Origin of the sequence: Sphingobium sp. B7D2B (assembly GCF_025961895.1) — a bacterium.
Taxonomy (GTDB): Bacteria; Pseudomonadota; Alphaproteobacteria; order Sphingomonadales; family Sphingomonadaceae; genus Sphingobium.
This window is the reverse complement of sequence record NZ_JAOQOM010000001.1, coordinates 311951-337575: the sequence shown is the minus strand read 5'-3', so window position 1 is coordinate 337575 and position 25625 is coordinate 311951. Positions and strand designations below refer to the sequence as shown.

Genomic DNA, 25625 nt, shown 5'->3' with positions numbered 1-25625 from the left:
CGGAGCGCAGCGTACTGCAGGTACGTGAGCACCGGAAGCACGGAAGGCCGCCATGTGCAGGCCGTCAGGGCTGAATGTCGATTGGCCCTAGCGCCCGCGTGCGCCGAGCCGTGCGACGTTGATCAACTCCTGCGCCAGCACCGTCTCGCCGATCTGATGCGAGAGGCGGCTGGTCCGCTCCGCTTCGGCCAACCGGTGGATGGCCTTGTCGAGCGCCTCGGCACTCCAGCGGCGCGCCACCTCCTCGTCGCCACGCCCGCCAAAGCGCGGCGCCTGTCCGCCCTGCGCCTGCGCAAAGCCGATCGCGCGTTGCAGGGTGAGGCGGGCAAGCCCGGCCAGCGAGCCGCCACTCTGACGCAGCCGGGCCATCTCATGCTCGGTGGCGCGGACATTGCCCGAGAGCACGACCATCGCCGCCTTGAAGAGCTGCTGGTCGCCCCCCTCGGCGCCCAGCGCATCCAGCGCCTCAGGCGTGGCGGCCTTGGGCTCCTCGGGCGAGGCATCCAGATACAGCGCCAGCTTTTCGATCTCGCCGGCCAGCAGCCCGCGCTCCGCGCCGGTCAGCGCAACTAGCCGACGGGCCAGATCGCCCGGCAGTTCCAGCCCGAGTTCGCGCGCCATGCTGACCGCCAGCGCATCGGCATTGCGACCCTCCGGCGCATAGCTGACGATGGCCATCACCGCCTTATCGCCTTCGCACAGCTTGAGCAGCTTGCTCGTCTTGCGCAGATTACCCGCGATCATCACCACCGGATTGCCGGTCGCCGGGGCCTGCAACAGCGCTTCGACCGCCGGCACGACTTCCTCGCCCGCCGGTTGCACGCGCACCCAGCGCTTGTCGCCGAACATGGAGATGGCGGCGGCCTCGTCCGGTAGGCGGGCCGGGTCACTGCGCAGCACCGCCCCATCCAGGTCGATCCGCTCGGCGCCCGCCCCCATGGCCTTGCCGACGCGCGCCGACAGCGCTTCGCTGCCGGCTTCATCCGGCCCGTACAGCAGATAGAGGCGGATGTTCGGCGCGGGATCGTCCAGCGCCTTGAGCGCGGCCTGATTGTCCGCCCGCAGGCTCATTCGCGCGCGGCGAGCGCCACGCTGGCCAGCACGCGGTCGGCGACGATCTCGGTCAGCCGCTCCAGCGCGCTATCCTCGGCCGCAACCGTGGCATATTCGCTGGAGGCGACATCGATGCCGGCATCCCAGCTCGATGTCTCGTCCAGCACGGTCTTGCCGCTCTGCGTGTCAACCAGCTGGTAGCGCGCGCGCAGGGTCCGGCGTTCGCGCGTCACCGTGTCATCCGCGCGCACACCCAGACCCTCGATGCGATCATCGAGCTGCACCTTGAGCAGAAAACGCGGGGCAGCATCGCCCATCGCCGCCAGCCGGTCGTTGAGCGCATTGCGCATCAGCCAGCCGCTCTTGCCGGGGATCGGTTCCACCTGCACGCTCGCCAGCGCCTGCGCCGCAGCCCCGCTGCGCCCGCCGGCATACATGGGCTTCAATCCGCAGGCCGAGAGGCTGGCGGCAAGGGCGAGGCCCAAAACGAGGCGGCCCAGAACGAGGCGGGAGAAAGCGCTGGTCATCAGATGACCAGATTGACCAGACGATCCGGAACCACAATCACTTTCTTCGGCGCCCGGCCTTCCAGCTGCCGCGCGACATTGGGCGCCGCGAGCGCAAGGCTCTCCAGCGTGGCCTTGTCCGTGCCCTTGGCAACGGTGATCGTATCGCGCAGCTTGCCCATCACCTGAATGGCGATGGTCACTTCGTCATCGACCAGCAAGGCCGGATCGACAGACGGCCACATGGCGTCGGCGATCAGGCCCTCATGGCCCATCTCGGCCCAGGCTTCCTCGGCGATGTGGGGCGTCATCGGCGCCACAAGCAGCGTCAGCGCGCGAATCGCCTCGGCGCGGGTGGCGGACGGCGCCGCCTTCTCGATGGCATTGGCCAACTCGTAGATCTTGGCGACGCCCTTGTTGAACGCCAGCGCCTCGATGTCCCTGGCGACGCCATCGACAGTCTGGTGCAGCTTGCGCTTGAGGCCCAAGTCCTCGCTGCCGTCGCCGGTTTCGCCGACCTGCCCGAAAATCCGCCACAAGCGATTGACGAAGCGCCATGAGCCCTCGATGCCAGCCTCGCTCCACGGCAGGTCGCGTTCTGGCGGCGAGTCCGAGAGCATGAACCAGCGCACCGCATCCGCGCCATAGCGCTCGATGATCTCGTCCGGGTCCACGACATTCTTCTTGGACTTGGACATCTTGATGACGCGGCCGATTTCGACCGGCGCGCCATCGGCCAGCAGCGTCGCGCCCTCGGCGGTGCGCGTCACTTCGCTCGGTGCGTAGTAGAGCGGTGGCAGGCCTTCGCCCTGCTTGCGGGCATAGGTCTCATGCGTGACCATGCCCTGCGTGAACAGGCTCTCGAACGGCTCGGCGACGCTGATCTTGCCGATATGGGCCAGCGCCCGCGTCCAGAAGCGGGCATAGAGCAGATGCAGGATCGCATGTTCGATACCGCCGATATACTGGCCGACCGGCAGCCAGCTCTCGGCCTCGGCGCGGTCGAACGGCTGGTCATCGGGCTGGCTGGCGAAGCGGATGAAGTACCAGCTCGAGTCCACGAAGGTATCGAGCGTGTCGGTCTCGCGCACGGCAGCCTTGCCGCATTTGGGGCAATCGACGTGCTTCCACGTCGGGTGCCGGTCGAGCGGATTGCCGGGCACGTCGAAGCTCACATCCTCGGGCAGCACCACCGGCAACTGCGCCTTGGGGACGGGCACGACGCCGCAATCCGAGCAGTGGATGAACGGGATCGGCGTGCCCCAGTAGCGCTGGCGCGAGACGCCCCAGTCGCGCAGGCGCCACACGGTCGTGCCCTTGCCCCAGCCCTCGGCCTCGGCGCGGCGGATGACTTCGGCCTTGGCCTCTTCCACCGCCATGCCGTCGAGGAAGCGCGAGTTCACGAGGCGACCGGGGCCGGTATAGGCCTCGTCGTGGATCGGCGCCTGCTCCTCGCCCTGCGGCGCGACGACGCGCTCCACCGGCAGCATATATTTGCGCGCGAAGTCGAGGTCGCGCTGGTCATGCGCCGGGCAGCCGAAGACGGCGCCGGTGCCATAATCCATCAGCACGAAATTGGCGACGAACAGGGGCAGCTTCCAGTCCGGATCGAGCGGATGGACGACGCTCAGGCCCGTATCGAAGCCCTTCTTCTCCTGCGTCTCCAGGTCAGCCGCGGCGGTGCCCGACCGGCGGCATTCCTCGGCGAACGCCGCGAGATCGGCATTGTCCTGAGCCAGCGCCAGCGCAATCGGATGATCGGCGGCAATCGCTGCGAAGCTCGCGCCGAACAGCGTGTCCGGCCGGGTGGAGAAGACCTCCAGCTCCTCAATCCCGCCAACCGGCGTCGCCAGCCGGAACCGGAACTGCATACCCTGCGACTTGCCGATCCAGTTCTCCTGCATCAGGCGAACCTTCTCGGGCCACTTGTCCAGCGTGCCGAGGCCGGCGAGCAGATCGTCGGCGAAGTCGGTGATGCGCAGGAACCACTGGTTGAGCTTGCGCTTCTCGACCAGCGCGCCCGAGCGCCAGCCGCGTCCGTCGATCACCTGCTCATTGGCGAGCACGGTCATATCGACCGGGTCCCAGTTCACCGCGCTTTCCTTGCGGTAGACGAGGCCGGCTTCATACAGGTCGATGAACAGCGCCTGTTCCTGGCCGTAATAATCCGGCTCGCAGGTCGCCAGCTCGCGGCTCCAGTCGAGCGCGAAGCCGAGGCGCTTCAATTGGGCCTTCATCGAGGCGATGTTGTCGCGCGTCCAGCTGCCCGGATGGATCTTCTTTTCCATCGCGGCATTTTCGGCGGGCATGCCGAAGGCGTCCCAGCCCATCGGGTGCAGCACATCATGGCCCTGCATCCGGCGGAAGCGGGCCAGCACGTCACCCATGGAATAGTTGCGCACATGGCCGATGTGGATGCGCCCGGAGGGGTAGGGGAACATCTCCAGCACATAGCTTCTCGGCGCGCCCTGGCGGGTGCCGGCCTTGAAGCTCTCCCTGTCGTCCCACACGGCCTGCCAGCGGGCGTCAGCCTGCGCAGGGTTGAAGCGTCTGTCGCTCACTCTCGCCTCGTTCATCAATAGGGCCGGTCCGGCCCCGTGACGGGCGCCGAGGCCGGGCTTTGTCAGCCGCTGATCGCGCGGCGCCGCAGGTCGCGGGCACGCGTCAGGATGATTTCTTCAAGCTTCTGGGTCGTCGCCGCCTGCACGGGGGCGTCGATCCACTGGCCGTTCTGCAGCATCTGGCGGCTGGCCGCCACGCGCAGGGCATCGGCGCGCAGATCCTGGTCGAGGATCGTCACCGTCAGCTTCATGCGCTCGTTCGTCGCGGCGGGATTGATGTACCAGTCGGTCAGGATCACGCCGCCGTTGGAATCGGTCTGGAGCAGGGGCATGAAGGACAGCGTCTCGAGGCTGGCGCGCCAGAGATAGCCGTTGATGCCGATGCTGGTCACGCGCGAGGCGGCCAGATCGGCCTTGGGGCGATCCTTCCCGCCACCGCAGCCTGCCAGCAGCCCGCAGGAAAGCGCCAGCAGCAGGCCGCCCTTCAAAGTCTTGTGTCCGCTCAGAACCATGCGTTGCCTATCCCGTGATGTCCGGTGGTGACCGGGCTCCCTGTCGATCAGCCTCTATAGTGAGGCAGGGCGGCGGCACAAGTGGCGGATTGCGCGGGCTCTGCCGCTCGCGCCGCTGCCGGCATCGGCCCGGCGCAATTTCAGTTGCGATGGGTTGATTTTTGCAACCGTGTTGAACAATGGTCGTTTCACAAAGGGATTATAAGGGGATAACCGGCTCGCCGGTGGCCACTGTGGAGAATCGGTCACGCTTTCCAGCGAATCGTCTCTGCTTCTGGTCCGCGCTATCCCCTCATGATATAAGAACACAGACCGGCCCTCAAAATGGAGTCGGCGCAGGGAGCGAACGGTGACGGTGAAGACGGGAAAGATCGCGTTGGCGGGGGCTTTGACAGCCGCCCTTTCGCTCGCCCTCACCCCGGCGCTTTCCGCTGTTCTCGGTGCAGAATCGAAGGGCCTGGATCAAAGCGGCGTGTCGCTGAAGATGCTAGGAAGCATCGGTTCGTTCACGCCGGTCACCCATGATGAGAAGCTGGCCAAGGCCTATGCCCAGGCCGCACGCGAATCGCAGAGCAAGGGCTTCCGCTTCACGCCGACCAGTGGTTCGGCGGCCGGCAATCGCTCGCTGACCATTCTCGTCCGCACGCCCAACGCCATGGCCTCCGCGCTGGATGGCCGGTCCGAGCGGGTTCTGCCCAATCTCGGCGTCGCGCCTGTCGCATACCGGCTGGGCGTGACCAAGGGTCTCGCGCGGTTCACGCCGGGCACCCGCATCGAATCCTCCAGGCTCGACCCGATCATCGAGAAGTCGATCAGCGAGCCGGTTGCCAGCTTCACGCTGCGCCCGAAGCAGGATCGCTTCTCGGCGAATGTCCAGCTTGAGCATCGCGAAGTCGCTGCCGCCTCCCCGGCGGAAGATACGCCGGCCACGCTCGGCGCCGAGCCCAGCTATGCCGTCGATCTGTCGAGCAGCTACTCGCTGACCCGCAACCTGAACCTGAAGGCTGGCGTGCGCTATGCCGGGCCGAACAACCGGCTTGCGCCGACCGTCACGGATCAGGCGCAGGACAGCCAGGCCGTCTACGTCGGGACCACCTTCAAGTTCTAAGCCCGCTTGTGCGCTGACCTTTGGTTTGCGAGCGCGCTGAGTCGCGCCCCCAAGCGCTGCGTTCTTCCGCCTCGATGATTGACACAGCAGCGCCCCACAAGGCAGCACCGCAATGCGGGCCGCCGAACGGCGCCGCAACGGGGAGAGGGACTATGCGCATAAATCAGATCGCCCATCATCGTCGCGATCACGCCGGGAAAAGCCGGATCGGACGCACGACGGGCATCGCCGCGATAGCGCTGGGCCTGCTTCTCTCGGCAGCCCCCGCGCGGGCGGACTGGATCACCAGCTGGTCCGCCGCGCCGGTCCGCCCCCGCACGGACCTTGGCCCGCTCATGGCGCCGAGAAGCTATAATAATCAGACGCTGGTGCAGACGCTCCGCATCGCGGCCGGTGGCAAGGCACTGCGGCTGCGCCTCACCAATGCCTATGGCGAGAAGCCGCTGGAGATCGGCGGGGTGCGCATCGCCCTGCTCGATCCGCAAGGCGCCGAAGTACCGGGCTCGGCCCGGATGCTGCGCTTCGGCGGCGCGGCGACAGCCCGCATCCCGGCGCGCGCGCCATTGCTGAGCGACACGGTCGACATGCCCGTGCCGGACCTCGCCCGCCTCTCCGTGCAGATCTATGTGCCGGGCGATACCGGCCCCTGCACCTGCCATGAAAGCGGGCTGGATACACTGCGCGTCTCACCCCCCGGCAATTATCTCGGCAAGCCCTTCGAGCCTGTGCAGCAAGGTCCGCATCGCCCCTTCCTCGCCGCCGTGGAGGTCGATGCGCAGGACGGTGCCGGGACGATTGCCATGCTAGCCGATTCGATCACCGACGGCATCGGCTCCACGCCCGGCGCGAACCGGCGCTGGCCGGACTTCCTCGCCGCCCGTCTGCTGGCGGCGAATCCCGGCAAGTGGGGCATCGCCAATCAGGGCATCAGCGGCAATCGCGTGCTCAGCGATGGCTTTGGCGATAGCGCCCTGGCCCGGCTGGACCGCGACATCCTCGCCCTGCCCGGCATCCGCTATCTGATCGTGTTCGAGGGCGTGAACGATCTTGGCATCGCCTTTGGCGCCGAGCGCATGGCCCAGCAGGCCGGCCGGCCCAATGTCCTTGCAGATGGCACCAAGGTAACGCTGGAGACGATGCTGGCGGGCTATCGCCAGATCGCCGCGCGGGCGCGGGCGCGCGGTATCACGGCGGTCGGCGCGACAATCGCCCCCTATAAAGGCGCGACCTATTGGACGCCGGAGGCCGAGACCGTGCGGCAGGGCATCAATGCCGCCATCCGCTCCGGCACGATCTTCGATGCCTGGCTGGATTTCGACGCCGCCTTTGCGGACCCCGCCAATCCGCAACAGATGCGGCCCGGCTATCATATGGGCGACTTCCTGCACGGCACCGATGCGGGTTATGAGGCGCTGGCCGCGTCCATCGACCTCTCGCTGTTCAAATAGCGCCACCGCGCGGGCCACGTCCGGGCGTCAACCCGTCGATGGCCGCATAACCCACAGCCCCAAGGCGCCGCACCAAGGCGGTATGGCGCGGGTGGACCCCACCAAGCGCGATCACCGGCAGGGTCGCAAGCCGCGCGAGCGCCGCAAAGCGTGCAGGGCCGAGTGGTCGCGCGCCGGGGTGCGAACGCGTGCGAAACAGCGGCGAGAGCAGCACAACGTCCGCACCGGCGCCCTGCGCGGCCAACGCTTCCCTATGGCTGTGCGCCGGCGCGCTATGCAGCCAGCACGAGTCGCGCGGCCCCCGCGCCGGACCATGATGGCCATCTGCCCCCCATTGCATGGCCGTCCTCGCATCGCCCGCCAGCAGAATGCGGCAATGGCGCTTGCGCGCCGCCCGCCGCACGCGATTGAACAAGGCCCGCCGTGCGATGGGGTCGAGGCGATAATGGCGCAAGATGACGGCCGACTGTCGCGGCAGCCGTGCGACCGCGCGCACCAGATCGTCCGTCGCCACGCGCTCGTCGCTCATCAGCCACACGGTCGGGAGCGGAGTGCGCGATTTGCCTTGGCCTGCGTGCATCGCGCCTTTTATAGCGGCGCCGATGAATGGGCAAAATAATCAGACGAGCGTCGACGGCACGGCCGAGAGCCGGTTGGCACATGTGCGGGATGCGATCAGCAGGGTCGAGCGTGTCGCAAGTCGTCCCGCGGGTTCGGTGACGCTGATCGCCGTCAGCAAGACGCATCCGGCTGAGGCGGTGCGCCCGCTCATCGAGGCCGGGCAGTGCGTGTTCGGCGAAAACCGCGTGCAGGAAGCGCTGGCCAAATGGCCGGCGCTGCGCGAGGCTTATCCCGATATCCGCCTCCACCTTGTCGGCCAGCTTCAGTCCAACAAGGCGGAGGATGCCGTGGCCCTGTTCGATGCCATTCATGGCGTCGACCGCGCCTCGCTGATCGCGGCGCTGGCCAAGGCCATGGACAAGGCGGGCCGCCGGCCGGACTGCTTCCTGCAGGTCAATATCGGCGAGGAAGAGCAAAAGGGCGGCTGCGCCATCGCCGATGTGCCTGCCTTGCTAGAGCAGGCGCGCGCGGCGGACCTGCCGGTCGTCGGGCTGATGTGCGTGCCCCCCGCCGAGGTGGAAGCGGCCCCCTATTTCGCGCTGCTCGACAAGCTGGCCCGCGATCATGGATTGCCGGGCCGCTCCATGGGCATGTCCGGCGATTATGAGACGGCGGTGATGCTTGGCGCCACCCATGTGCGCGTGGGCACCGCGTTGTTCGGCACCCGCGACGCCATCTGACGTCAGCCGGGCCTGCGCTGCGCCTTCACCGCGCCGGCCCACCATTCCAGCTCGTCCGCAAAGCCGGTGAAGCTGCGCACCAGCGCCGCGCCACCCTCCCCGCTGGGTTCACCGGCCGCATCGAGACTGTCCGTGATTGCGCCGACCGCCACGCTGGCGGGAATCACGGCGATCCCCAGCGTCGTCAGCGTCGGATGCCAGGCATAGCTGGAGCGCGCGCCGGCCATCCGCCCCGCCGAATAGCTGACGATGCCGGCCGGCCGCCGCCGCCATTCCTGATAATAATGGTCGATGAGGTTCTTGAGGCCCGGCTGCAGACCGGAATTATACTCGCCGGTGACGAACACGAAGCCATCGGCCGCGCCGATCTTGTCGGCCAGCGCCGTCATCTCGGCAGGGGCAGTACCGGGCGCATAATCGGAGAGGCGCTTGTCCAGCATCGGCAGGCCGACCGCCCGCGCATCGATCAGTTCCACTTTATGGCCCCGTTCGGAGAGCGTGCGCACGCAATAGTCCGCAAGCCTGATGCCGGCGCGCGCCTCCCGATAGGATCCATAGAAGACGAGAAGCGAAAGGCTCATATTGTCAGGCTCCGTGGCAATGTCGGCGCGAGCCTAGCAGCCTGTCCCATCCTGCGCGACTGGCGAAACGCCGTATCAGCAGAGGGGGCAGCAGAGATGGAAAGCCCGCCGATCTGCGCTAAGGAAGGCGCATGACACCGCAGGATCTGCCCGTGCCCGTCGACGCGCTGCTCTCCGCCATGGGGCTGGTGGGCATCTTCGTCTTTGCGGCCTCGGGCGCGCTGGCGGCGGCGCGCCTCGGCCAGACCCTCGTCACCTTCGCCTTCTTCGCCATCGCTACCGGCGTTGGCGGCGGCACGGTGCGCGATCTGCTGATCGGCGCGCCGGTCTTCTGGATTCACGATGTGCGCCCGGCGCTCATCTGCCTCGGCGCATCGCTGGTGGTGTGGATGACGCCCGAGCGCTGGTGGAGCGAGCGCGCGCTCGACTGGCTGGACGCCGTGGGGCTGGTCGCCTTCGCCGTGTTCGGCACCGCCAAGGCCATGAGCCTGGACATCCCGCCCTTCATCAGCGCGCTGATGGGCATCATCACGGCCTGCGTCGGCGGCATCATCCGCGATCTGCTGGCCGGCCACCCCTCCATCGTGCTGCGCCCGGAAATCTATGTGACCGCCGCCGCCCTGTCGGCAGGCCTCTATGCGCTGCTCGCCAGCATCGGCATGGCAGCCCCTTGGGCCGCCGTGCTGGCGGTGATCGCCGGCTTCATCCTGCGCGCCGTCGCCATCGTGCGCGGCCTCGCGCTCCCGCATTATCGCACCGGCATCAGCCCGGATCAGGCAGGTGGGCCCTCGGGATAATGCGGCAGATCATCGGCCGATGTCAGCCAGCTCAGCGCGCTTGAGGTCCAGATATGCTCGGTCGGCGGGTAGCGCTCCGGTTCATCCAGACTGCCAATGGCAAGACCGATCACATTGGCTGAGGCGCGCTCCGAGAACAAGGTGGTGCCGCACGCGGTGCAGAAGCCCCGCCGCAACGCCGCCGAGCTGTGATGCCACCCCACCGGACCTTCGATGCGGACGGCATCGAGCGGCACCAGCACCCGTGCATAGAGCGGCGCGCCCGTCGCCTTTTGGCAGAGCCGGCAATGGCAGGCGCGAATGTTGATCGGCGCCGCATCGGTCGCATAGCGGCAGGCACCGCACAGGCAACCGCCGGTGATCGCGTCCGCCATTCTCAGAGCGGCCGCTGGGCAGCACCAAGCAGGATGCCGAGCCAGCCTGCCTGCTCGCCCGACGTCATGGCGCTGGCGGGCGTAAAGGCGCGGCATTCCAGGCAGTCCGCGCGGATGGACGGCCCCTCGACCAGCCCCTTCAGATCACGCATGATGCGCACGGCAATCTGCCGCTGCTGCCGCGCCGCATAGCTCAGCAGATCGCGCGGCGCGGTGATGGCGGGCGCTCTAGCTTCCCCGCTCATGAACATGCCGAGAAACTGCGCCAGCGAATCCGGCTCGGGGTCGAAATAGCGCGCGCTTGCGGCGTCACCGCTCAGCTTGGCGCGCCGCGCGGCTTCCGCCACGGCCTCTTCCAGCCCGCCGAAGCGGTCGACCAGCTTGAGCTGATGCGCCATGCCGCCGGCCCACACCCGGCCCTGCGCGATCTCGTCGACGCGCTGCGGCGTCATCTTGCGGTTGCTGGCAACCAGACCGATGAACTTGCCGTAGATGTCCTCCACGCTCGCTTGCGCCAGCGCGTTGAACTCCGGGCTCACCCCACCGATGACGTCCGGCTCGCCGGAGAGCGGCGTCGCCTTCACGGCGTCGCTGGTGATGCCGACCTTGGCGAGCGCATCCTCGAAGCTCGGCAATATGCCGAACACGCCGATCGACCCGGTGATCGTCGCCGGCTCGGCGAAGATCATGTCGCTGGCCGTGCTGACCCAATAGCCGCCGCTGGCCGCGACATTGCCCATGGAGACGACGATTGGCAGGCCCTTGGCCCGCGCCTGCGCCAGGGCGAGGCGGATTTCCTCGGCCGCCGCCGCCGATCCGCCCGGCGAATCGACGCGCAGCACCAGCGCCTTCACCGAATCCTCGGCCACCGCATCGTTGATGAGGCTGGCGACGCTGGTCCCGCCGGCTTGCCCAGGCGCCGCTTCGCCATCCACGATTTCTCCCGCGACGGTGACGACGCCGACCTGTCCGCCGCTGCCTTCCTTATGCTTGCGCAAATAGCCCTCGAACGGGATGGCGGCATAATCGCCCGGCCGCGGATCGCTCGCCTCCCCGACGATTTCGGCAACATGATTGCCGAACGTGACCGGATCGCCGAGCTTGTCGACCAGCCCCGCCGCCTGCGCCGCCTTGGCGGTATCGCCGCCATTGGCGCGCAGCAGCGCCAGCGGATCGGCCAGATAATCGCGCACCCGCGCCGCCGGACGCGCCTTGCCGACATGCTCCAGCCAGTCGGACCAGATCGCCGTCACCAGCGCCTCATTGGCGGCGCGCGCCTCGGGCGACTGTTCGGCCTGCGTATAGGGCTCCACCGCGCTCTTGAAGCTGCCGACACGGTAGACATGCGCCTTCACCCCCAGCCGGTCGATCAGGCCCTTGAAGTAGAGATTGCTCCCGCCCGGCCCGGTCACCCCGACCATGCCGAGCGGATCGAGCCACACCTCGCTGGCATGGGCGGCCAGCACGTAGCTGGCATCGTCATAATAAGAGGCGCGGGTGAGCACCGGTTTGCCCGCGGCGCGCACCTTGTCGAGCGCCTCGCCCACACGCTGCATGGCGACCTGACCGCCGCCGCCAAAGCCATCGAGATCGAGCACCACGGCCTTGATCGCGCTGTCGCCCGCCGCTGCCTCGATGGCGCGCACCACGTCGCGCAGGCGATACTCGCCCGACCCGCCGGTGCCCGCGACCATCGCATATTGATCGATCGGCCGCGGCTGCTCGACGATCGGCCTGTCCAGCGCCAGATAGAGCGCGCCGCTTGCCGGAAAGCTCTCTTCCATCCGCGCGGCCTTGAGGCCGGCGTAGAGCAGCGCGAAGAAGAGGATGAGGAAGAGCAGGACCAGCGCGTCCTTCACCCCCATCATGATTTTCCAGACAGTTTTCACAAGACTCAGCACGTTGGCGGCTCCTTTGCCGCTTCGCTAGCGCATCTTCCTGCCCGATGCACGTTCCCGTCAGATACATAAGGCCCCGGCGAACACGCTCACAGGGCGCTCACTGAACAAGGGTTATTCTTTGCGGCTTGCTGGAATGTGGATATGCAGCAGCCGGGTGGGGGGACGATATGTCAAGTTTTGCTGCATGGATTGGGGATCGGACCTATCGACAGGCGGGTCTTCTGGCCTTTCTGGTTTCTCTCGCGGCCGTGGTCCGGCTGTTCTGGATAGAGCATCCGGTTCTTTGGCAGGATGAGATCTTCACCTGGCTCTATACCCGCGAAACTTACGCCCACCACTTCTCGCTTCATCGCACCACCGATGTACATCCGCCGACCTTTACCGTCCTGCTCAAGGCCTGGATATCCGTATTCGGTGACAGCCGCACTGCGATGCGGGCGCTACCAGCGTTCATCGGTGCTCTTTCTGTGCCCGCACTCTTCCTGATTGCGCGGAACTGGCTCGGCCTGCCGGTAGCGATCCTCGCCGGACTGTTTTTCGTTTTTCACCCGCTGAATGTTCATTACACTCGGGAAATCCGCTTTTACGGCGTCATCGCCTTCGCAATGCTGTGGGCGACCTACTTCTATCTCGAGTTGCTCCGACAGCGCGACATGCCGAGGAAGAGACAGTGGCGATGCGCCATTGGCTTTACACTCTTCCTCGCCCTTACATTTTACCTCCAATATGTCTCGCTGCTCTTCATGGTCCTCTTTGGCGCAGCAACGCTTCTGCTGCTGCTTTACGATCGCGACTGGCGACTGTTTTGGCTGCTGAGTGCCTGCATCGCCGTCGCGGCCTTGCTGTGCATTCCACAGTCGGTCCATTTTCTGGGCTACGCGATGACGGAAGGTGCGGTCCGCAACAGCTGGATCGCACCCACAGACGTGAAGGTTTTCTACGAACAGACGATGACGGCCATCGCCTTTCCGGCGCTCGCCAAGATCGTTGTTGTAAGTCTGTATGTCTTCGGGGCCCTGCAACTGTGGAAGCAATCCCCGCGGCTGTTCATCGTCATGATGACCTTTCTGGTGCTGGGGCCACTTCTCTTCGCCTTTGTCGGCGTCTTCAAGCCTATCTACCTCGCACGATCGTTCATGGGCGCTCTTGTGACGTTGCCGATTTTGCTCGCTTTTTCCGTGATGAGCCTGCCGCGCAGCTTGCGCCCGCTCGTGCTTCTCCTCCTCGCGATCGCTCATATCTGGGCGCTTCTGCCTGACTACCCTGCACAGCGCCTGCCCAACCCCGGAGAGGCGATTGCCGCTAAGGCTTCAGGCTGGCGCGGCGCGACCGTCTATTATGATGAGCAGCTCACGCGCGAGCTCGCCGCTTACCGACTCCCTGCCTCGACTTGGCATGTGCTTAGCCGGAGAAGCCCGGAGGCAGATGAAGTCGCAATTGCCAGTCAGCTTAGGCTGTGTGCCGATGCCATCAACAAGTGTCCGCCAACGATCCTGGTTTTTGAACAGCGTCCGCCGTTCGATTCCGATTTGGGCGAGGCTTGGAGCGCCATGGTTCCCCGGTTAGCGCGAATTAGCCCGGTCCGGGACGACCGGACCGAGGCTTACCACCGCTTCGTTAGGTTCGAATGACCTGCTGCGTTCAGCCCTTCTTCTTCCAGGTGAAGAAGGCGGACATCACGTAGTTCCACACCACGCTGACCAGAATGCCTGCCAGAGCGGACAGGGCCCAATAGCCATTGTTCACGAACAGCCAGTCCGCCACGCCGACATTCGCCGCCGCGCCAAAGGCACAGACGAGGTTGAAGGTGATCCAGCCGCGCAGCAATCCCCAGCCCTGCAGGCGCTGGTCGCGGTAGGTGAACATGTTGTTGAGCAGGAAGTTGCTGGTGATGGCGACGAGCGTCGCTGCGGTCTGCGCCACCGCGAAGCTCATGCCCAGCGCCACGAACAGCAGCGTCAGCACCGCAAAGTGGACGACCACACCCGTGCCGCCGACCATGGCGAAGCTCAGGAAGCGGACGGGCACGATATGGCCCACCGCCTTGTCCATGAGCAGCTGCACATATTCCCACAGCACCAGGCTATCGAGCTTGCTCTCGCCGAACTGGCGCGTGCGGAAGGTGTAGGGCACTTCCGCGACGCGCAGCGGCGTCGGCGCGCTGGCCGCGATATCCAACAGGATCTTGAAGCCCACCGTGGAGAGATTGGGCAGCGAGCGCATGAAGGCATCGCGCCGCATCATCATGAAGCCGCTCATCGGATCGGAAATCGGCGTCTTGGTGAGCTTGAGCGCCAGCTTGGTGGCGAACTGGCTCATCCGCTGGCGGCTCTCGCTCCAGTCGCCCATGCCGCCACCCTCGACATAGCGGCTGCCGACCACCAGATCGACATCGTCCGCCCTGATCCGTTCGAACATGGTCTTGAGCACGGATTCGTCATGCTGAAGATCGGCGTCCATGATCGCCACATAAGGGGCGGACGTCGCAAGAATGCCCTCGACACAGGCGCTCGACAGGCCACGCCGCCCGAAGCGATGGAGAATGCGCACACGCGGATCGCGCTGAGCCAGCGCCCGCACCTTGCCGGAGGTATCGTCGGGCGAATTATCATCCACGAACACCAGTTCCCAGGCGACGCCGGGCAGGGCCTTGTCGACCAGATCGGCGAGCAAGGCCACATTCTGCGCCTCGTTGAAGGTCGGAACAACGATCGCAAGCTCGGCCGGAAGCATCTGCGTCGCGACCGGAGCGTCTGTCATGGTCTGGATGGTCACTCGGAAAGGTCCTCAATGGCTGGCGCGGCGGGCTGACGGGTCGGCGCTGATGCAGGGTCGGGATGATGGTACAGCGTACCGGTGAAGGCGAAATTACCGGGACGATCGATTGTTTCCGCCGGGCGCCATCCGGCCGCCGTCAGGGCGGGGACCAGATCCCTCGCCGGCGCGGGCGTCTCACCCCGCGCCAAGGCGCGCAGATCGTTGTGGCTTTTGAGTTCGACATGGCTGACCAGCAACGTGGCGCGGTCGGCCAGCGCGGTCAGCGGCTGCGGCGGCCCACCCGGATCGCCGCCGCGCGTGATCCGAATCGCGGATTGCCCGCCCGCCGTCAGCAGCCATTGCGGCAGATCGTCGCGATGGGTGCGATAGAGCGGGAAATAGGCCCATGCCCAGGCATCGCCAACATGCAGCACAGCGAGCGGCTTCTCCGCCTTGGCCACCATGGCCTCCAGCGTGCGCGAAGGCCCGTGGATGAACCAGTCGGCCCGCACGAGGAACATGACCAGCGCCGCCGCACTGCCAATGACCAGCAGGGCGGTGCCCGCGTGGCGAACCCAGTCGGCGATCCGGCCGCGCCTCGCGATGGCCCCATCAGCGGCGAGCGCGAGGATCACCGCGAGCGGCGCCAGCATCCAGATATTATAGCGCGGCGCGAGCGCATCGAATTGCGAGACCAACAGCGCGGCCGCGATGGTCACGATCATGCCCGCGGCCAGCGCCAGGATCAGGCCGATGACCGGATCATGCCGAATGGCTGTTCCGCGTCTCGCGGCCTGTCCGCCAAGGCCGACTGCCGCGACGAGCAGAAGGATGGCGCCCCCCGCAAAGCACAAGGCAGCCACCGGCAGATCCACCAAGGTCGCGCCACTCACCAGCATCTGCGCCAGAAAGGCCGCGATGTCGCCCAGACCGACCCCGCCGGCCGGCGCGGCGGAGCCGGGTGCCGGCGAACTCAGATTGGCCGCTCCCAGAATGAAGGGCGCCAGTCCTGCCCACAGCAGCAACAGCAGCGCATAGGCCAGCACCACCCGCACGGCGGCGCGCACAGTCCGCGCATCGATGAAGATGGCCAGCGTATAGGCCGATGTCGCAACGATGCCGAAGAAATGCGTGTAGCCGCTCAGCACACCGAGCAGCACGAACAGGCCCAGCCGCCGCACGCTTTGCGCCACATCGCCGCGAATCACCATCGCCGCCTGCGCACAGCTGATCGCGAGAAGGATGGGATAGGCGCGGATTTCGACGGCCATGGAGACCAGCCGGGGGGAAAGCACCAGCAGCAGCCCGGCAATCAGGGCCGCACGCAGGCTATAGCGAGACGCCAGCGCGCGCATCAGGATCAGGATGCCGCCGGCGGTGATCGCGGCATGATAAAGCCGAAACGCCAGCTCATTGGCGCCCCACAGGTGCCAGCCGATCATATCGATGAAGTAGCTGAGCGGCGGCATCCGGTCGTCCGGCACGCCGAACCCCGCATCATATCCGCCGGCCAACCAGCAGAGCAGCGTGCCCGGCGCGAGGGTGACGCCGGAAAGCTGGGTCGTCTCGTCGATCCAGATATTCTGGAGGCGCGCGAAGAGGACTGCCGCGATGGCAAAAATCACGAGGACGGGCGTGGCCGCAAGCCAAAGCCGTCCTGCACCGCTGGACCCCTGCCTCATTGATTCCCCACGTCCCACAGGCCCACCGGCCCGCATATCAGATCATCACTCAGCCAGCCGCTAGCACCGGCAGCCTAATTTTACGTCAACTGGCGTGCGCGCCATGGCCGAGCGCGAGATACTCCAGCGACTGCATTTCCATCAGGCGGGAGACCGTCCGCTCGAACTCGAACTTGCCATCCCCCTGCGGATAGAGATGCTGTGGCAGGGCGTCCGCACCGCCGATCAGCTTGACCTTATGCTCGTACAGGGCGTCGATCAGCGTGACGAAACGCGCGGCCTCGTTGCGATTTTCCGGCCCGAGAACCGGAATGCCGACGATGATGACGCTGTGGAAGCGCCGCGCAATGGCGAGATAATCCGCCGCGCCCCGCGCTTCTCCGCACAGGCGCTTGAAGGAAAACACCGCCACGCCCTTGAGGCTCTTGGGCACATGCAGGCTGCGCCCGCCGCCCACGCTCAGTTCCTCGCTCGGCACATTGGCGCTGTCTTCAGGCGGATAGTCCGTCAGGCGGAAGAAGATTTCGCGCAGCTTGGCAGTGGTCTCATCGCCATTGGGGACATGCCAGATGTCCATGCCGCCCAGCCGATCCAGCCGATAATCGGTTGGCCCGTTGAGCGGCACCACGTCGAGCCGCGCCTTGAGCAGATCGATAAAGGGCAGGAACAGCTCGCGGTTGAGCCCATCCTTGTAGAGATCGTCCGGCGCGCGGTTGGAGGTGGCGACCAGCGTCACCCCAGCATCGAACAGGGCGGTAAACAAGCGGGACATGATGGCGGCATCCGCCATATTGTTGACCACCATTTCATCGAACAGCAGCACCTTGGCCTCGGCCGCGAGTTGCGCGGCGACGGGCGCAATCGGGTCGCCGCTCTCGCTCTCGCGCACCGCCCGCAGCCGCGCATGCACATCGAGCATGAACTCGTGGAAGTGGATGCGGCGCTTGGCCGGGCCATCCAGGCAATCGCGCATCAGGTCCATCAGCATGGACTTGCCGCGCCCGACGCCACCCCAGAGGTACACGCCGCGGATCGGCTCGGGCGCCTTGCGGAGCATCCGCCAGAGCACCGAGCCTTTCTTCGGCGCGGCTTCCAGCTCCTGCTGCAGCCGGTCGAGCCGGATCGCGGCAGCCCGCTGATCCGGATCGGGTTTCAGCTCTCCAGCGGCGATAAGGTCGTCATAACAGGAGAGCAAGCCACTCATGCGTCGCGCGGGGAGGCCTCCGCCGGGGCGCTGTGCTGCACGCGCGGTTGCATGATCTCATATTTGGGCAGCGCCGGGTCAAAATAGTCCCAGGCCACGGCATCCTTCATGTAGATGACGCTTTGCGGCGAGACGCGGTCGGGCTCGTCGAGAGACCCGGCCTGCACCATGATGAACTCGCCCGGCAGCGTGCCGGAGGTGAAAATCCGTCCGCCGCATGTTCCGCAGAAATGCCGCGTCACATCCCCGCCGGTATCGCCATGGTTGGTATAGGTCTTGGGCGTGCCCTCGATGGCGAGCTGGCTGTTATGGATGCCGATGATCGTGGTGTGGCCGGTGCCGGTCGCCTTCTGGCAATCCTTGCAGCAGCATTGGGAGACCCAGAGTGTGGGGCCAGTCAGCTTATAGCGCAGTTCTCCGCACAAGCAGCCACCGTCGAGAACCTCGCCTTCCTTCACCATCGCCGATCTCCGAATTGTCGTTGTCTCGGTCGACTGTGACGTCAAATCGCGCGTTCGACCATCATCTTTCGCGTCTCGGCAATGGCCTTGGCGGGCGACAGCCCCTTGGGGCACACATTGGCGCAGTTCATGATGGTGTGGCAGCGATAGAGGCGGAAGGGATCTTCCAGATCATCGAGGCGCTCACCGGTCATCTCGTCGCGCGAGTCGGCCAGCCAGCGATAGGCTTGGAGCAGGATCGCCGGGCCAAGGAAGCGATCGGAATTCCACCAATAGCTCGGGCAGCTGGAGGAGCAGCAGGCGCACAGGATGCACTCGTAGAGCCCATCCAGCTTCTCGCGATCCTCAGGGCTCTGCAGCCGCTCCTTGCCGCTCGGCGGCGGGGTGACGGTCTGCAGCCAGGGCTTGATCGAGCTGTATTGCGCATAGAAATGCGTGAAGTCCGGCACCAGGTCCTTGATCACGTCCATATGCGGCAGCGGCGTGATGCGGACCTCGCCCTTGCAGTCCTCGATCGCGGTCGTGCAGGCGAGGCCGTTCTTGCCGTTGATGTTCATCGAGCAGGAGCCGCAAATGCCCTCGCGGCAGGAGCGGCGGAAAGTCAGCGACGAATCCTGCTCGCCCTTCATCTTGATGAGCGCGTCGAGCACCATCGGCCCGCATTTATCGAGATCGATCTCGAACGTGTCGTAGCGGGGGTTCTCGCCGCTATCCGGATCGTAGCGATAGACCTTGAACTTCTTGACGTTCGTGGCGCCGTCCTGCGCCTTGTGCACGGTCCCGTTCTTGCGAACGACGCTGTTTGCGGGGAGGGAGAATTCGGCCATCGTCTGTTTCCTGCCGCCTGCTGGCTGATCGGGCGCTTGATGCCGCGCCGCAATAAAAGCAATGCGGCGTCCTAGCGCGTGTGTCCGCGCGGCTCAAGCACCGAGCGGAGGCCAAGCGAAATTGCTTGTAACCGCCGCCATCCTGCATCCAAACACCCCGCCAGACGTTTCCGGCGAGCATGACGGTCACAATGAGCGACTCCCTCTTCATCTATAATGAGCGCAGCGGCACATGCGATCCTGCGCTGGTGTCCGCGATCCAGGCCGCGTTCGCGCAGGCGGGCCGCCCCATCGGCACCTCCCGGCCCATCGACGACGGCCCGCTGCCAGACGCCGCGCAGGCAGTCGAGCGCGGCATTGGCCTCGTCATCATTCTCGGCGGGGATGGCTCTCTTGCCTCCACCGCGCAGGCGCTCGCCGGCTGGGATGGCACCCTGCTCGCGCTGCCCGGCGGCACGATGAACCTGCTGGCTCACCGGCTCCACGGCAATCTCGATCCGCTCGCCATCGCCAAGGCCTATCTGGCGAACAAGGGGACCGTGATGGCCGTGCCGGTGATCGAGGCAGACGAGATCACCGCCTATACCGGCATCATCGTCGGCCCCACGGCCGCATGGGGCAATGTGCGCGAGGCGCTGCGCAATCATGATCTCGCTGCGCTGGCGGAAAAGGTGCCGGAGGCCATCACAGCCACCTTCGAGGCCCCGGCCGTCTCCCTCGCCGGCGATCCGCGCGATTATCCGGCGATCTTCGTCGAGCCGGCCAAGCAGGGCTTGCATGCCTATGGCGTCCTCGCCCGCAATGCCGGCGAGCTGTTCGCGCATGGCTGGGCCTGGCTCTCGGGCGATTTCCGCAATGGGCCCTCCGAATCGCTCGCCGCCGCCGATCATCTGGAGATAGAAAGCGCCGGCAAGACGCTGGACCTGCTCGTCGATGGCGAGAAGGCGACCACCAAGGCGCCCTTCAACCTCCGCAGCGCCCAATCAGGCGTGCGCTTCTTCGCCGCACAGGGGGACGCAGGCTGGCGCTGAGCCATAGCGCCGCCGCCCGCCGTACGACATTTCTCCCCCCTCAAGCCCCGCGCCGGGCTCTTCCCACCAGCCCGCGGACATGCTGAAATGCAGCCATGTCGATGCTCACGCGCCTGCTCACCGCCGCTCTGGCTTTCTCCGCGACAACCGCGCTGGCCGAACCGGCCGACCCCGCCGATCCCAATCTGCCGCGCCTCAAGAAAGTGCTCGCCGCCACGCCGCTGATCGACGGGCATAATGACTGGCCCGGCGCCATCGCCGGCCATGATGGCGATGCGCGCTGGTCGGTGGACCTCACCCGGCTGAACACAGAGGATTTCGATACCGACATCACCCGGCTGCGGCAGGGCATGGTCGGCGGACAATTCTGGTCCGTCTATGTCCCCGCGACGCTGCCGCCGCTGGAACAGGTCAAGAAGACGCTGGAACAGATCGACCTCGTGAAATCCATCGTACGCCGCTACCCGGCCGAGTTCACGCTCGCGCGCACCGCCGCGCAGGTCCGGGCCGCGCACAAGGCCGGGCGCATCGCCTCGCTGATCGGGGCGGAAGGCGGCGGCCAGATCGACGAGAGCTTCTCGGTCCTGCGCGCTTATGCCGAGCTGGGCGTGGGCTATCTCACCCTGACGCACAGCCGCACCATCGCCTGGGCGGACAGCGCCACCGACGACCCGGCCCATGGCGGGCTCACTCCGTTCGGCGTGGCGGTGGTGCGCGAGATGAACCGGCTGAACATGCTGGTCGATCTCAGCCATGTGAATGAGGATACGATGCTGGACGCGATCGCCGCCAGCCGCGCGCCGGTCATCTTCTCCCATTCCAGCGCACGGGCGCTGTGCGATCATCCCCGCAACGTCTCGGACAAGGTGCTCAAGGAAGTCGCGCGCACCGGCGGCATCGTCATGGTCGCCTTCGCGCCCAATTATATCTCCGAGCCGCGCCGGGTGTGGGGGGTGCAGCAGGGCGCCCAGCGCGCGCTCTACAACCAGCCGCCGCTCAACGGCCTCTATATCGGCCAGCCGGACCGCGCGAAGGCCGCCATGGAGGCCTGGCTCGCCGCCAATCCCGAGCCGCGCGTGACGGTGCAGATGGTCGCCGACCATATCGATCATATCGCCAAGGTCGCCGGCTATGATCATGTCGGCCTTGGGGGCGATTATGATGGGCTGCCGGCCCTGCCGGACGGCATGACCGGCGTGGAAAGCTATCCGCCACTGCTGCTGGAGCTGATGAAACGCGGCTGGAGCGATGCCAATATCGCCAAGCTGGCCGGCGGCAACATCCTGCGCGTCATGGAACAGGCCGAGAAGGTCGCCGCCTCCCTGAAGGACGAACCACCCGCCACCGGCACGCGCGAGGCGATGGACGCCGCGCCGAAGGGCTAAGCCATCCCCTCAATTCACCCCCTCAATTCACAGGCGCGCGCCGCCTGTAACTCAGCGCTTCCGCCACATGCGCCCGCCCCACGGTCTCCGCGCCTGCCAGATCGGCAATGGTGCGGGCGACCCTGAGCACGCGGGTATAGCCCCGCGCGCTGAGCTTCATCACAGCGGCAGCCTGCGCGAGAAGATCGCGGCCCGGCGCATCCGGCGCGGCGTAGGCATCCAGCGCATCGCCAGTGAGTTCCGCATTGGTCCGCGCGCCGCCGCTTGATGCCGCGCGCGCCGTCTGGCGAGCGCGGGCCTGCGCAACGCGGGCGGCGACCTCCGCCGATCCCTCGACCGGGGGCGGGAGCAGCAGGTCCGGTGTCAAACACTCAAGCATGCCAGACTCTCCGCAACGCCTCCCACGGTATCCGCCTAAGTTAACCGGATTCTCTTGGAAGCTAGAACGACCAGTTATCTAAAACGAGAAAGTTTATGAGAACCCTTCCGCATAGCCAGGCCGCGATAACCTACAGTAAGTTCGGTCGTATGATCCTTAGAGAGCATTTTTCACAGCGTACGATCGGGACAAGGTCGAGCTCTTTTCGGGGCAAAGTGCCTCTCTCCACTCCTTCCGGGCCACAATGGGTCGAATCCGCATTAGAAGCTGAGTTGTTGGAGCAACTCGCATTCTCCTTGTGGGTCTATGACCTGATCACTCAGCCGATCATCCATTACGCAGTGGGAGACAAGCCGAGACAGTATGCGTCGGATATAGCGGTTCAGCTTAACTGCGCGCTCCGGCCAGAGAGACCTTTCCGCTTTCTCATCGAAGTCAAACGTCGTGCTGATCTCCGCGCAAATGCTTCGAAATATGCGATCAAATTCGGAGCCGCACGAGCTGCGGCTGATCATATGGGCGGCGTCTTTTGCGTCATGGACGAGAAGCGCATCCGCACACCCTACCTCCAAAACACGCGACTGCTCCGTCGCTACACCGAGCAGGATCCGACCTCCAACGTGGTAGATATTCTCCAAAAAAAGCTTCCCGAGCAGCACCTCACTGTCGATCAGGCGCTTTCATTCCTGGCCAAGGAAGGGTTGGCTGAACCCGATGCCCGGGCCGGAATAGAAGAAGCAGTGGCCTGTCGATTCTTGAACTGCGACCTTACTCTTCCGTTCGATGACAACTCGCTGCTCCACGTTCGACCGCCAGGCGCTTTCCCGACCATCGAAGAAGACCCAATACTTCGCTCGCTTCGAGAGGCTAGTCTGGAATCAGAGTAGAGCCTGTAGCTATGCATTAACCACCTCCTCCCTAGTGAGGGCGGATGAAGCTGATCGAAAGAAAGAAGGGAAGCAAAGTCACATATGGCGGTGTGGCTATGCGCGTCGTTGCATCGAGCGATTTGAACACGCTGCTTCTTATAAGCCCTGATGGGGAATATTTTTATGCTTCGATTAAAGACCTCGAGGCTGAAGCAGCAGGTCAGCCCGGTCCACTCATAGTTGATGACGCCATTCGGGCCGCCAAAGTAGGCCCGTATCGCGATGCGTTGGGTCACCTTCTAACGAGAGAACGACATACAAAGGCTGAAGTCGAACAAGCAGGGCGCAAACTCGGGATCCGCGTATCTGCTGTATATGAAGCCCTCAAGCGCTTCAGAGAGACGGGCTCTGTCGATGAACTGCCGCCCCGGACTCGACCAGGTGGGCGCGGAAAATCTCGGCTAGATCCAAAGGCCGAGAAAATTATCCAGGATGTCCTGGAGCAGACTGTGCTCAAGCGTGGTGGGACCAAGCCCCGCACATTCTATCGCAAGGCGCGACACAAGCTCCAGCAAGCTGGCTTTCATGTCAGTCAAAGCACCCTGGCGGACAGGCTCACAAACATACCTGAGCATCGTTGGACCAAGAGCCGCAAGGGGTACAACGAGACGCGTAAGACGCACGATCCACTCAAAGACCATTATCCCGTCGTGCATCGCCCACTCGAGGCGATCCAGATCGATCACTGGAAAGCGGACATCGAAATTGTCTCCGATGACCGTCTGCAAGTGATCGGCCGCGTCTGGATCACACTGGCAATCGACATCTACTCACGCATGATCTTCGGCATGCACGTCGGCATCGACCCGCCGAGCACGACGACATTCGGCTTGGCCATGATCAACGGCATGACCCGCAAGGATTATATCGCTGAAAAATACGGCTTTACCTGGGACAACCCGATCGCAGGCAAACCCGAGCGCATCGAAGCCGATAACGCCGGAGAGTTCAGAGGTAACTCCGCCCAAGCCTCATGCGAACATTTCGCCATTGTCCTCAAATGGCGACCGCTGGGCCAGCCTCAATATGGCGGGCATATCGAACGACTGAATGGCAATCTCGCGCAACGCTTCAAAGACTTGCCCGGCGCAACGGGTTCAACGTCGGACGAGAAAAAGCAACTACGTCCCGAATTGACGGCTGCCTTCACACTCGAGGACATTACTCGTCATGTCTGGCTCATGGTCGATGAGTATCATAATGACCCTCATACCGGCATCGGCATGACGCCCCTAGAGAGGCATAACAGTTACTATTTCGGGCCCAAAGGTCCGAAGCGCCATCTCCCGCCGCTTTACGTGGATAGTCTGAACTTTCGGCTTCACTGGTTTCCCTTGGAGACGAGGACAATCCAACGATACGGCATTCGGATCGACTTTCTCGATTACTACAGCGAGTCTCTGAAATGGCTGGTGCGGAATCGAAAAAATTATGGATCTGTCGAGGTGCGACGGCATCCTTTTGATGTCCGCGTAATCTATGTCAAACACCCAAACAGAAAGGCTGAGGATCCGGCATCCACCGAAGATGCCTGGATGCCGGTCCACGTAAGACAGCTTAACTTCCCGATTGCGAGCATCTTCGAGCTGCAAGCGGCAAGGCGCGAGGTTCTGCAACGTAAACGCAAACCGACACCTGAAAATCTGGCCAAGATCATCAGCGAACAATACCGGAGCATCGACGAGGCCACCGAAAAGACCAAGCGAGCTCGGCGTGCGGCTGCACGCAAGGCACATCATGACAGGATGAGAGCCGAAGGGCCGGCTGATCCCGTTCAGCCGCCAAAGCCCGCTGCATCTCCGACCGCCAAATTAGATGCGGCCGATAATCAGGCGTCCCTGACGGATGCAACGAACCTGACGGCGATTCTTGCCAGCATCACGGATGACGATGTGGAGGCCACTTTCGAATGAACCACCACCTCGAAAATACCAGTCTGCGCCCAGAGCTACAGGAATTTCTGGGCATCGAAGGACGAGACCGCCTTTACAGCTGCTGGGACCGCGTATGGGTGCCGACCCCTTCCACCAAGAGCACGTTCCTGGAGTTGAAGGACTGCATGAGGGCAGCGCCTTCCACCAAGCCTCGCGGACTGATCATCACCGGCGCTGCCGACACTGGCAAAAGCCGAACGATGGAGGCGTTTCGGGATCTGCACCCGCCGCAACGGAATCCAGAGAGCGAGTATGCTGTACGCCCCGTCATCTATCTGATTGCACCCAACGATCCCGACCCGACTCTCGTCCTGAAGAAAATACTGAACGAACTCGGTCATCCCCTCACTTATAATCCGACCTTCGGAGATCTCCGCAATCACACAGCGATGATGCTGAAAGCCTGCCGCGTCGGAACAGTTATCATCGACGAAATTAGCGACATTCAGCGTGATGGCCGAATGAACGCGAAGATCAGTGATTTCCTGCTATTTCTCAAGAACCTGATCAACGAAGTGGGCCGACCGTTCGTTGTGGGTGGCACCGAAACTGCTCTCGACATGATCGCGAGCGATGATCAGATGGCCGGGCGCCTGGATAAAGTTCTCAAGCTCAAGCCGTTCACGCTGGCAGAGTTTGTGAAAGTGCTGCTGAGCTTCGAACGCGTCCTGCCCCTGCGCCTGAAGTCGGATTTTCGATATGATGAGGCACTGATCCAAGCCGCTTTCACGCTCACTCAGGGCTATATCGGACGCCTCAACGTCCTGCTTCACGACGCATGTCAGCTCGCAATTGAAAGCGGTGAAGAGAGAATAACCGCCGCCACGCTTGAGCGCATCCAGGGCCGCAGCATCATGTCGGTAGGGCGGAGGCTTCAGTAGATGCAGACTGAAA

The 25625-nt window shown here is 64.7% G+C and carries 23 protein-coding genes and 1 pseudogene; 10 read left to right on the top strand and 14 right to left on the bottom strand.

What is annotated here, in order from left to right:
* Positions 1-87: 87 nt before the first annotated feature.
* From M2341_RS01535 to M2341_RS01520, 4 genes are read right to left on the bottom strand one after another with little or no spacing between them, the layout of a single operon-like run.
* On the bottom strand, positions 88-1071 hold the full coding sequence (locus tag M2341_RS01535) for a DNA polymerase III subunit delta (RefSeq protein WP_264583970.1): 984 nt from the start codon (positions 1069-1071) through the stop codon (positions 88-90).
* Positions 1068-1580 carry an LPS assembly lipoprotein LptE gene (gene lptE / locus M2341_RS01530; protein WP_264577825.1) on the bottom strand — a complete coding sequence of 171 codons (513 nt, stop codon included), beginning with the start codon at positions 1578-1580 and terminating at the stop codon, positions 1068-1070. The genes M2341_RS01535 and lptE overlap by 4 nt, the downstream gene beginning before the upstream one ends.
* A complete protein-coding gene (gene leuS / locus M2341_RS01525; protein WP_264583969.1) occupies positions 1580-4135 on the bottom strand; it encodes a leucine--tRNA ligase in 2556 nt (851 codons plus the stop codon). Before leuS ends, lptE begins: the two co-directional genes overlap by 1 nt.
* Before the next feature lie 47 nt (positions 4136-4182).
* A complete protein-coding gene (locus M2341_RS01520; RefSeq protein WP_264574095.1) occupies positions 4183-4632 on the bottom strand; it encodes a DUF3576 domain-containing protein in 450 nt (149 codons plus the stop codon).
* Between the two features lie 349 nt (positions 4633-4981).
* Here M2341_RS01520 and M2341_RS01515 point away from each other — a divergent pair, with 349 nt between their 5' ends.
* Both M2341_RS01515 and M2341_RS01510 read left to right on the top strand, forming a co-directional pair.
* Positions 4982-5740, top strand: a complete 759-nt coding sequence (locus M2341_RS01515) for a hypothetical protein (RefSeq protein WP_181560946.1) — start codon at positions 4982-4984, stop codon at positions 5738-5740.
* Between the two features lie 152 nt (positions 5741-5892).
* Complete coding sequence (locus tag M2341_RS01510; protein ID WP_264583968.1) at positions 5893-7188, top strand: SGNH/GDSL hydrolase family protein; 1296 nt, start codon at positions 5893-5895, stop codon at positions 7186-7188.
* On the opposite strand, the gene M2341_RS01505 is transcribed toward M2341_RS01510, so the two are convergent.
* The gene (locus M2341_RS01505) at positions 7181-7768 is read right to left on the bottom strand and encodes a thiamine phosphate synthase (protein WP_264583967.1); all 588 of its coding nucleotides are present in this window, start codon (positions 7766-7768) and stop codon (positions 7181-7183) included. The two genes, M2341_RS01510 and M2341_RS01505, sit on opposite strands and share 8 nt — an antisense overlap.
* 22 nt (positions 7769-7790) lie before the next feature.
* Here M2341_RS01505 and M2341_RS01500 point away from each other — a divergent pair, with 22 nt between their 5' ends.
* The gene (locus tag M2341_RS01500; protein WP_264583966.1) at positions 7791-8489 is read left to right on the top strand and encodes a YggS family pyridoxal phosphate-dependent enzyme; all 699 of its coding nucleotides are present in this window, start codon (positions 7791-7793) and stop codon (positions 8487-8489) included.
* Positions 8490-8491: 2 nt separating this feature from the next.
* On the opposite strand, the gene M2341_RS01495 is transcribed toward M2341_RS01500, so the two are convergent.
* Complete coding sequence (locus M2341_RS01495) at positions 8492-9070, bottom strand: NADPH-dependent FMN reductase (protein ID WP_264583965.1); 579 nt, start codon at positions 9068-9070, stop codon at positions 8492-8494.
* Positions 9071-9201: 131 nt separating this feature from the next.
* Here M2341_RS01495 and M2341_RS01490 point away from each other — a divergent pair, with 131 nt between their 5' ends.
* On the top strand, positions 9202-9867 hold the full coding sequence (locus M2341_RS01490) for a trimeric intracellular cation channel family protein (RefSeq protein WP_264583964.1): 666 nt from the start codon (positions 9202-9204) through the stop codon (positions 9865-9867).
* On the opposite strand, the gene M2341_RS01485 is transcribed toward M2341_RS01490, so the two are convergent.
* Both M2341_RS01485 and sppA read right to left on the bottom strand, forming a co-directional pair.
* Complete coding sequence (locus M2341_RS01485) at positions 9843-10241, bottom strand: GFA family protein (RefSeq protein ID WP_264576930.1); 399 nt, start codon at positions 10239-10241, stop codon at positions 9843-9845. The genes M2341_RS01490 and M2341_RS01485 overlap by 25 nt on opposite strands.
* Positions 10242-10243: 2 nt before the next feature.
* Positions 10244-12139, bottom strand: coding sequence for a signal peptide peptidase SppA (gene sppA / locus M2341_RS01480; RefSeq protein WP_413715678.1), 1896 nt, complete (start codon positions 12137-12139; stop codon positions 10244-10246).
* Positions 12140-12309: 170 nt separating this feature from the next.
* Between sppA and M2341_RS01475 the strand changes: the two genes are divergently transcribed.
* Positions 12310-13773, top strand: coding sequence for a glycosyltransferase family 39 protein (locus M2341_RS01475; protein WP_264583962.1), 1464 nt, complete (start codon positions 12310-12312; stop codon positions 13771-13773).
* Between the two features lie 10 nt (positions 13774-13783).
* Here M2341_RS01475 and M2341_RS01470 read toward each other — a convergent pair whose 3' ends face one another.
* The 5 genes from M2341_RS01470 to M2341_RS01450 form a co-directional block, all read right to left on the bottom strand.
* On the bottom strand, positions 13784-14875 hold the full coding sequence (locus tag M2341_RS01470) for a glycosyltransferase (RefSeq protein WP_264577560.1): 1092 nt from the start codon (positions 14873-14875) through the stop codon (positions 13784-13786).
* A gap of 38 nt (positions 14876-14913) precedes the next feature.
* Positions 14914-16581, bottom strand: a complete 1668-nt coding sequence (locus tag M2341_RS01465; RefSeq protein ID WP_264583961.1) for a hypothetical protein — start codon at positions 16579-16581, stop codon at positions 14914-14916.
* A gap of 85 nt (positions 16582-16666) precedes the next feature.
* Positions 16667-17785 carry a cell division protein ZapE gene (gene zapE / locus M2341_RS01460; protein ID WP_181560955.1) on the bottom strand — a complete coding sequence of 373 codons (1119 nt, stop codon included), beginning with the start codon at positions 17783-17785 and terminating at the stop codon, positions 16667-16669.
* A complete protein-coding gene (locus tag M2341_RS01455) occupies positions 17782-18246 on the bottom strand; it encodes a GFA family protein (protein ID WP_181560956.1) in 465 nt (154 codons plus the stop codon). The genes zapE and M2341_RS01455 overlap by 4 nt, the downstream gene beginning before the upstream one ends.
* 41 nt (positions 18247-18287) lie before the next feature.
* Entirely contained in the window at positions 18288-19073 is a 786-nt protein-coding gene (locus M2341_RS01450) for a succinate dehydrogenase iron-sulfur subunit (protein WP_264571563.1), read from the bottom strand.
* Between the two features lie 191 nt (positions 19074-19264).
* On the opposite strand from M2341_RS01450, the gene M2341_RS01445 reads away from it, so the two are divergent.
* Both M2341_RS01445 and M2341_RS01440 read left to right on the top strand, forming a co-directional pair.
* Positions 19265-20104 (top strand): diacylglycerol/lipid kinase family protein, encoded by an 840-nt coding sequence (locus M2341_RS01445; RefSeq protein ID WP_264583960.1) that lies wholly within the window; start codon positions 19265-19267, stop codon positions 20102-20104.
* Between the two features lie 95 nt (positions 20105-20199).
* Entirely contained in the window at positions 20200-21489 is a 1290-nt protein-coding gene (locus tag M2341_RS01440; protein WP_264583959.1) for a dipeptidase, read from the top strand.
* A gap of 22 nt (positions 21490-21511) precedes the next feature.
* Here M2341_RS01440 and M2341_RS01435 read toward each other — a convergent pair.
* Positions 21512-21847 (bottom strand): annotated as a pseudogene (locus tag M2341_RS01435) (ATP-binding protein); the annotation flags it as partial.
* A gap of 296 nt (positions 21848-22143) precedes the next feature.
* Here M2341_RS01435 and M2341_RS01430 point away from each other — a divergent pair.
* From M2341_RS01430 to M2341_RS01420, 3 genes are read left to right on the top strand one after another with little or no spacing between them, the layout of a single operon-like run.
* Complete coding sequence (locus M2341_RS01430) at positions 22144-22755, top strand: Tn7 transposase TnsA N-terminal domain-containing protein (protein ID WP_264583958.1); 612 nt, start codon at positions 22144-22146, stop codon at positions 22753-22755.
* A 44-nt stretch (positions 22756-22799) separates the two neighbouring features.
* Positions 22800-24710 (top strand): Mu transposase C-terminal domain-containing protein, encoded by a 1911-nt coding sequence (locus M2341_RS01425; protein WP_264583957.1) that lies wholly within the window; start codon positions 22800-22802, stop codon positions 24708-24710.
* Positions 24707-25612, top strand: a complete 906-nt coding sequence (locus tag M2341_RS01420; protein ID WP_264583956.1) for a TniB family NTP-binding protein — start codon at positions 24707-24709, stop codon at positions 25610-25612. Before M2341_RS01425 ends, M2341_RS01420 begins: the two co-directional genes overlap by 4 nt.
* Positions 25613-25625 lie beyond the last annotated feature (13 nt).

Excerpts from the sequence above, each read along its gene's own strand:
- M2341_RS01520 (WP_264574095.1), bottom strand. The coding sequence starts at position 4,632 with ATGGTTCTGAGCGGACACAAGACTTTGAAGGGCGGCCTGCTGCTGGCG.
- M2341_RS01445 (WP_264583960.1), top strand. The coding sequence starts at position 19,265 with ATGAGCGACTCCCTCTTCATCTATAATGAGCGCAGCGGCACATGCGAT.
- leuS (WP_264583969.1), bottom strand. The coding sequence starts at position 4,135 with ATGAACGAGGCGAGAGTGAGCGACAGACGCTTCAACCCTGCGCAGGCT.
- M2341_RS01500 (WP_264583966.1), top strand. The coding sequence starts at position 7,791 with ATGAATGGGCAAAATAATCAGACGAGCGTCGACGGCACGGCCGAGAGC.
- M2341_RS01455 (WP_181560956.1), bottom strand. The coding sequence starts at position 18,246 with ATGGTGAAGGAAGGCGAGGTTCTCGACGGTGGCTGCTTGTGCGGAGAA.
- M2341_RS01495 (WP_264583965.1), bottom strand. The coding sequence starts at position 9,070 with ATGAGCCTTTCGCTTCTCGTCTTCTATGGATCCTATCGGGAGGCGCGC.
- M2341_RS01420 (WP_264583956.1), top strand. The coding sequence starts at position 24,707 with ATGAACCACCACCTCGAAAATACCAGTCTGCGCCCAGAGCTACAGGAA.
- M2341_RS01485 (WP_264576930.1), bottom strand. The coding sequence starts at position 10,241 with ATGGCGGACGCGATCACCGGCGGTTGCCTGTGCGGTGCCTGCCGCTAT.
- M2341_RS01450 (WP_264571563.1), bottom strand. The coding sequence starts at position 19,073 with ATGGCCGAATTCTCCCTCCCCGCAAACAGCGTCGTTCGCAAGAACGGG.
- M2341_RS01440 (WP_264583959.1), top strand. The coding sequence starts at position 20,200 with ATGTCGATGCTCACGCGCCTGCTCACCGCCGCTCTGGCTTTCTCCGCG.
- M2341_RS01465 (WP_264583961.1), bottom strand. The coding sequence starts at position 16,581 with ATGAGGCAGGGGTCCAGCGGTGCAGGACGGCTTTGGCTTGCGGCCACG.
- lptE (WP_264577825.1), bottom strand. The coding sequence starts at position 1,580 with ATGACCAGCGCTTTCTCCCGCCTCGTTCTGGGCCGCCTCGTTTTGGGC.
- M2341_RS01425 (WP_264583957.1), top strand. The coding sequence starts at position 22,800 with ATGAAGCTGATCGAAAGAAAGAAGGGAAGCAAAGTCACATATGGCGGT.
- M2341_RS01470 (WP_264577560.1), bottom strand. The coding sequence starts at position 14,875 with ATGCTTCCGGCCGAGCTTGCGATCGTTGTTCCGACCTTCAACGAGGCG.
- M2341_RS01510 (WP_264583968.1), top strand. The coding sequence starts at position 5,893 with ATGCGCATAAATCAGATCGCCCATCATCGTCGCGATCACGCCGGGAAA.
- M2341_RS01490 (WP_264583964.1), top strand. The coding sequence starts at position 9,202 with ATGACACCGCAGGATCTGCCCGTGCCCGTCGACGCGCTGCTCTCCGCC.
- M2341_RS01505 (WP_264583967.1), bottom strand. The coding sequence starts at position 7,768 with ATGCACGCAGGCCAAGGCAAATCGCGCACTCCGCTCCCGACCGTGTGG.
- M2341_RS01535 (WP_264583970.1), bottom strand. The coding sequence starts at position 1,071 with ATGAGCCTGCGGGCGGACAATCAGGCCGCGCTCAAGGCGCTGGACGAT.
- M2341_RS01475 (WP_264583962.1), top strand. The coding sequence starts at position 12,310 with ATGTCAAGTTTTGCTGCATGGATTGGGGATCGGACCTATCGACAGGCG.
- zapE (WP_181560955.1), bottom strand. The coding sequence starts at position 17,785 with ATGAGTGGCTTGCTCTCCTGTTATGACGACCTTATCGCCGCTGGAGAG.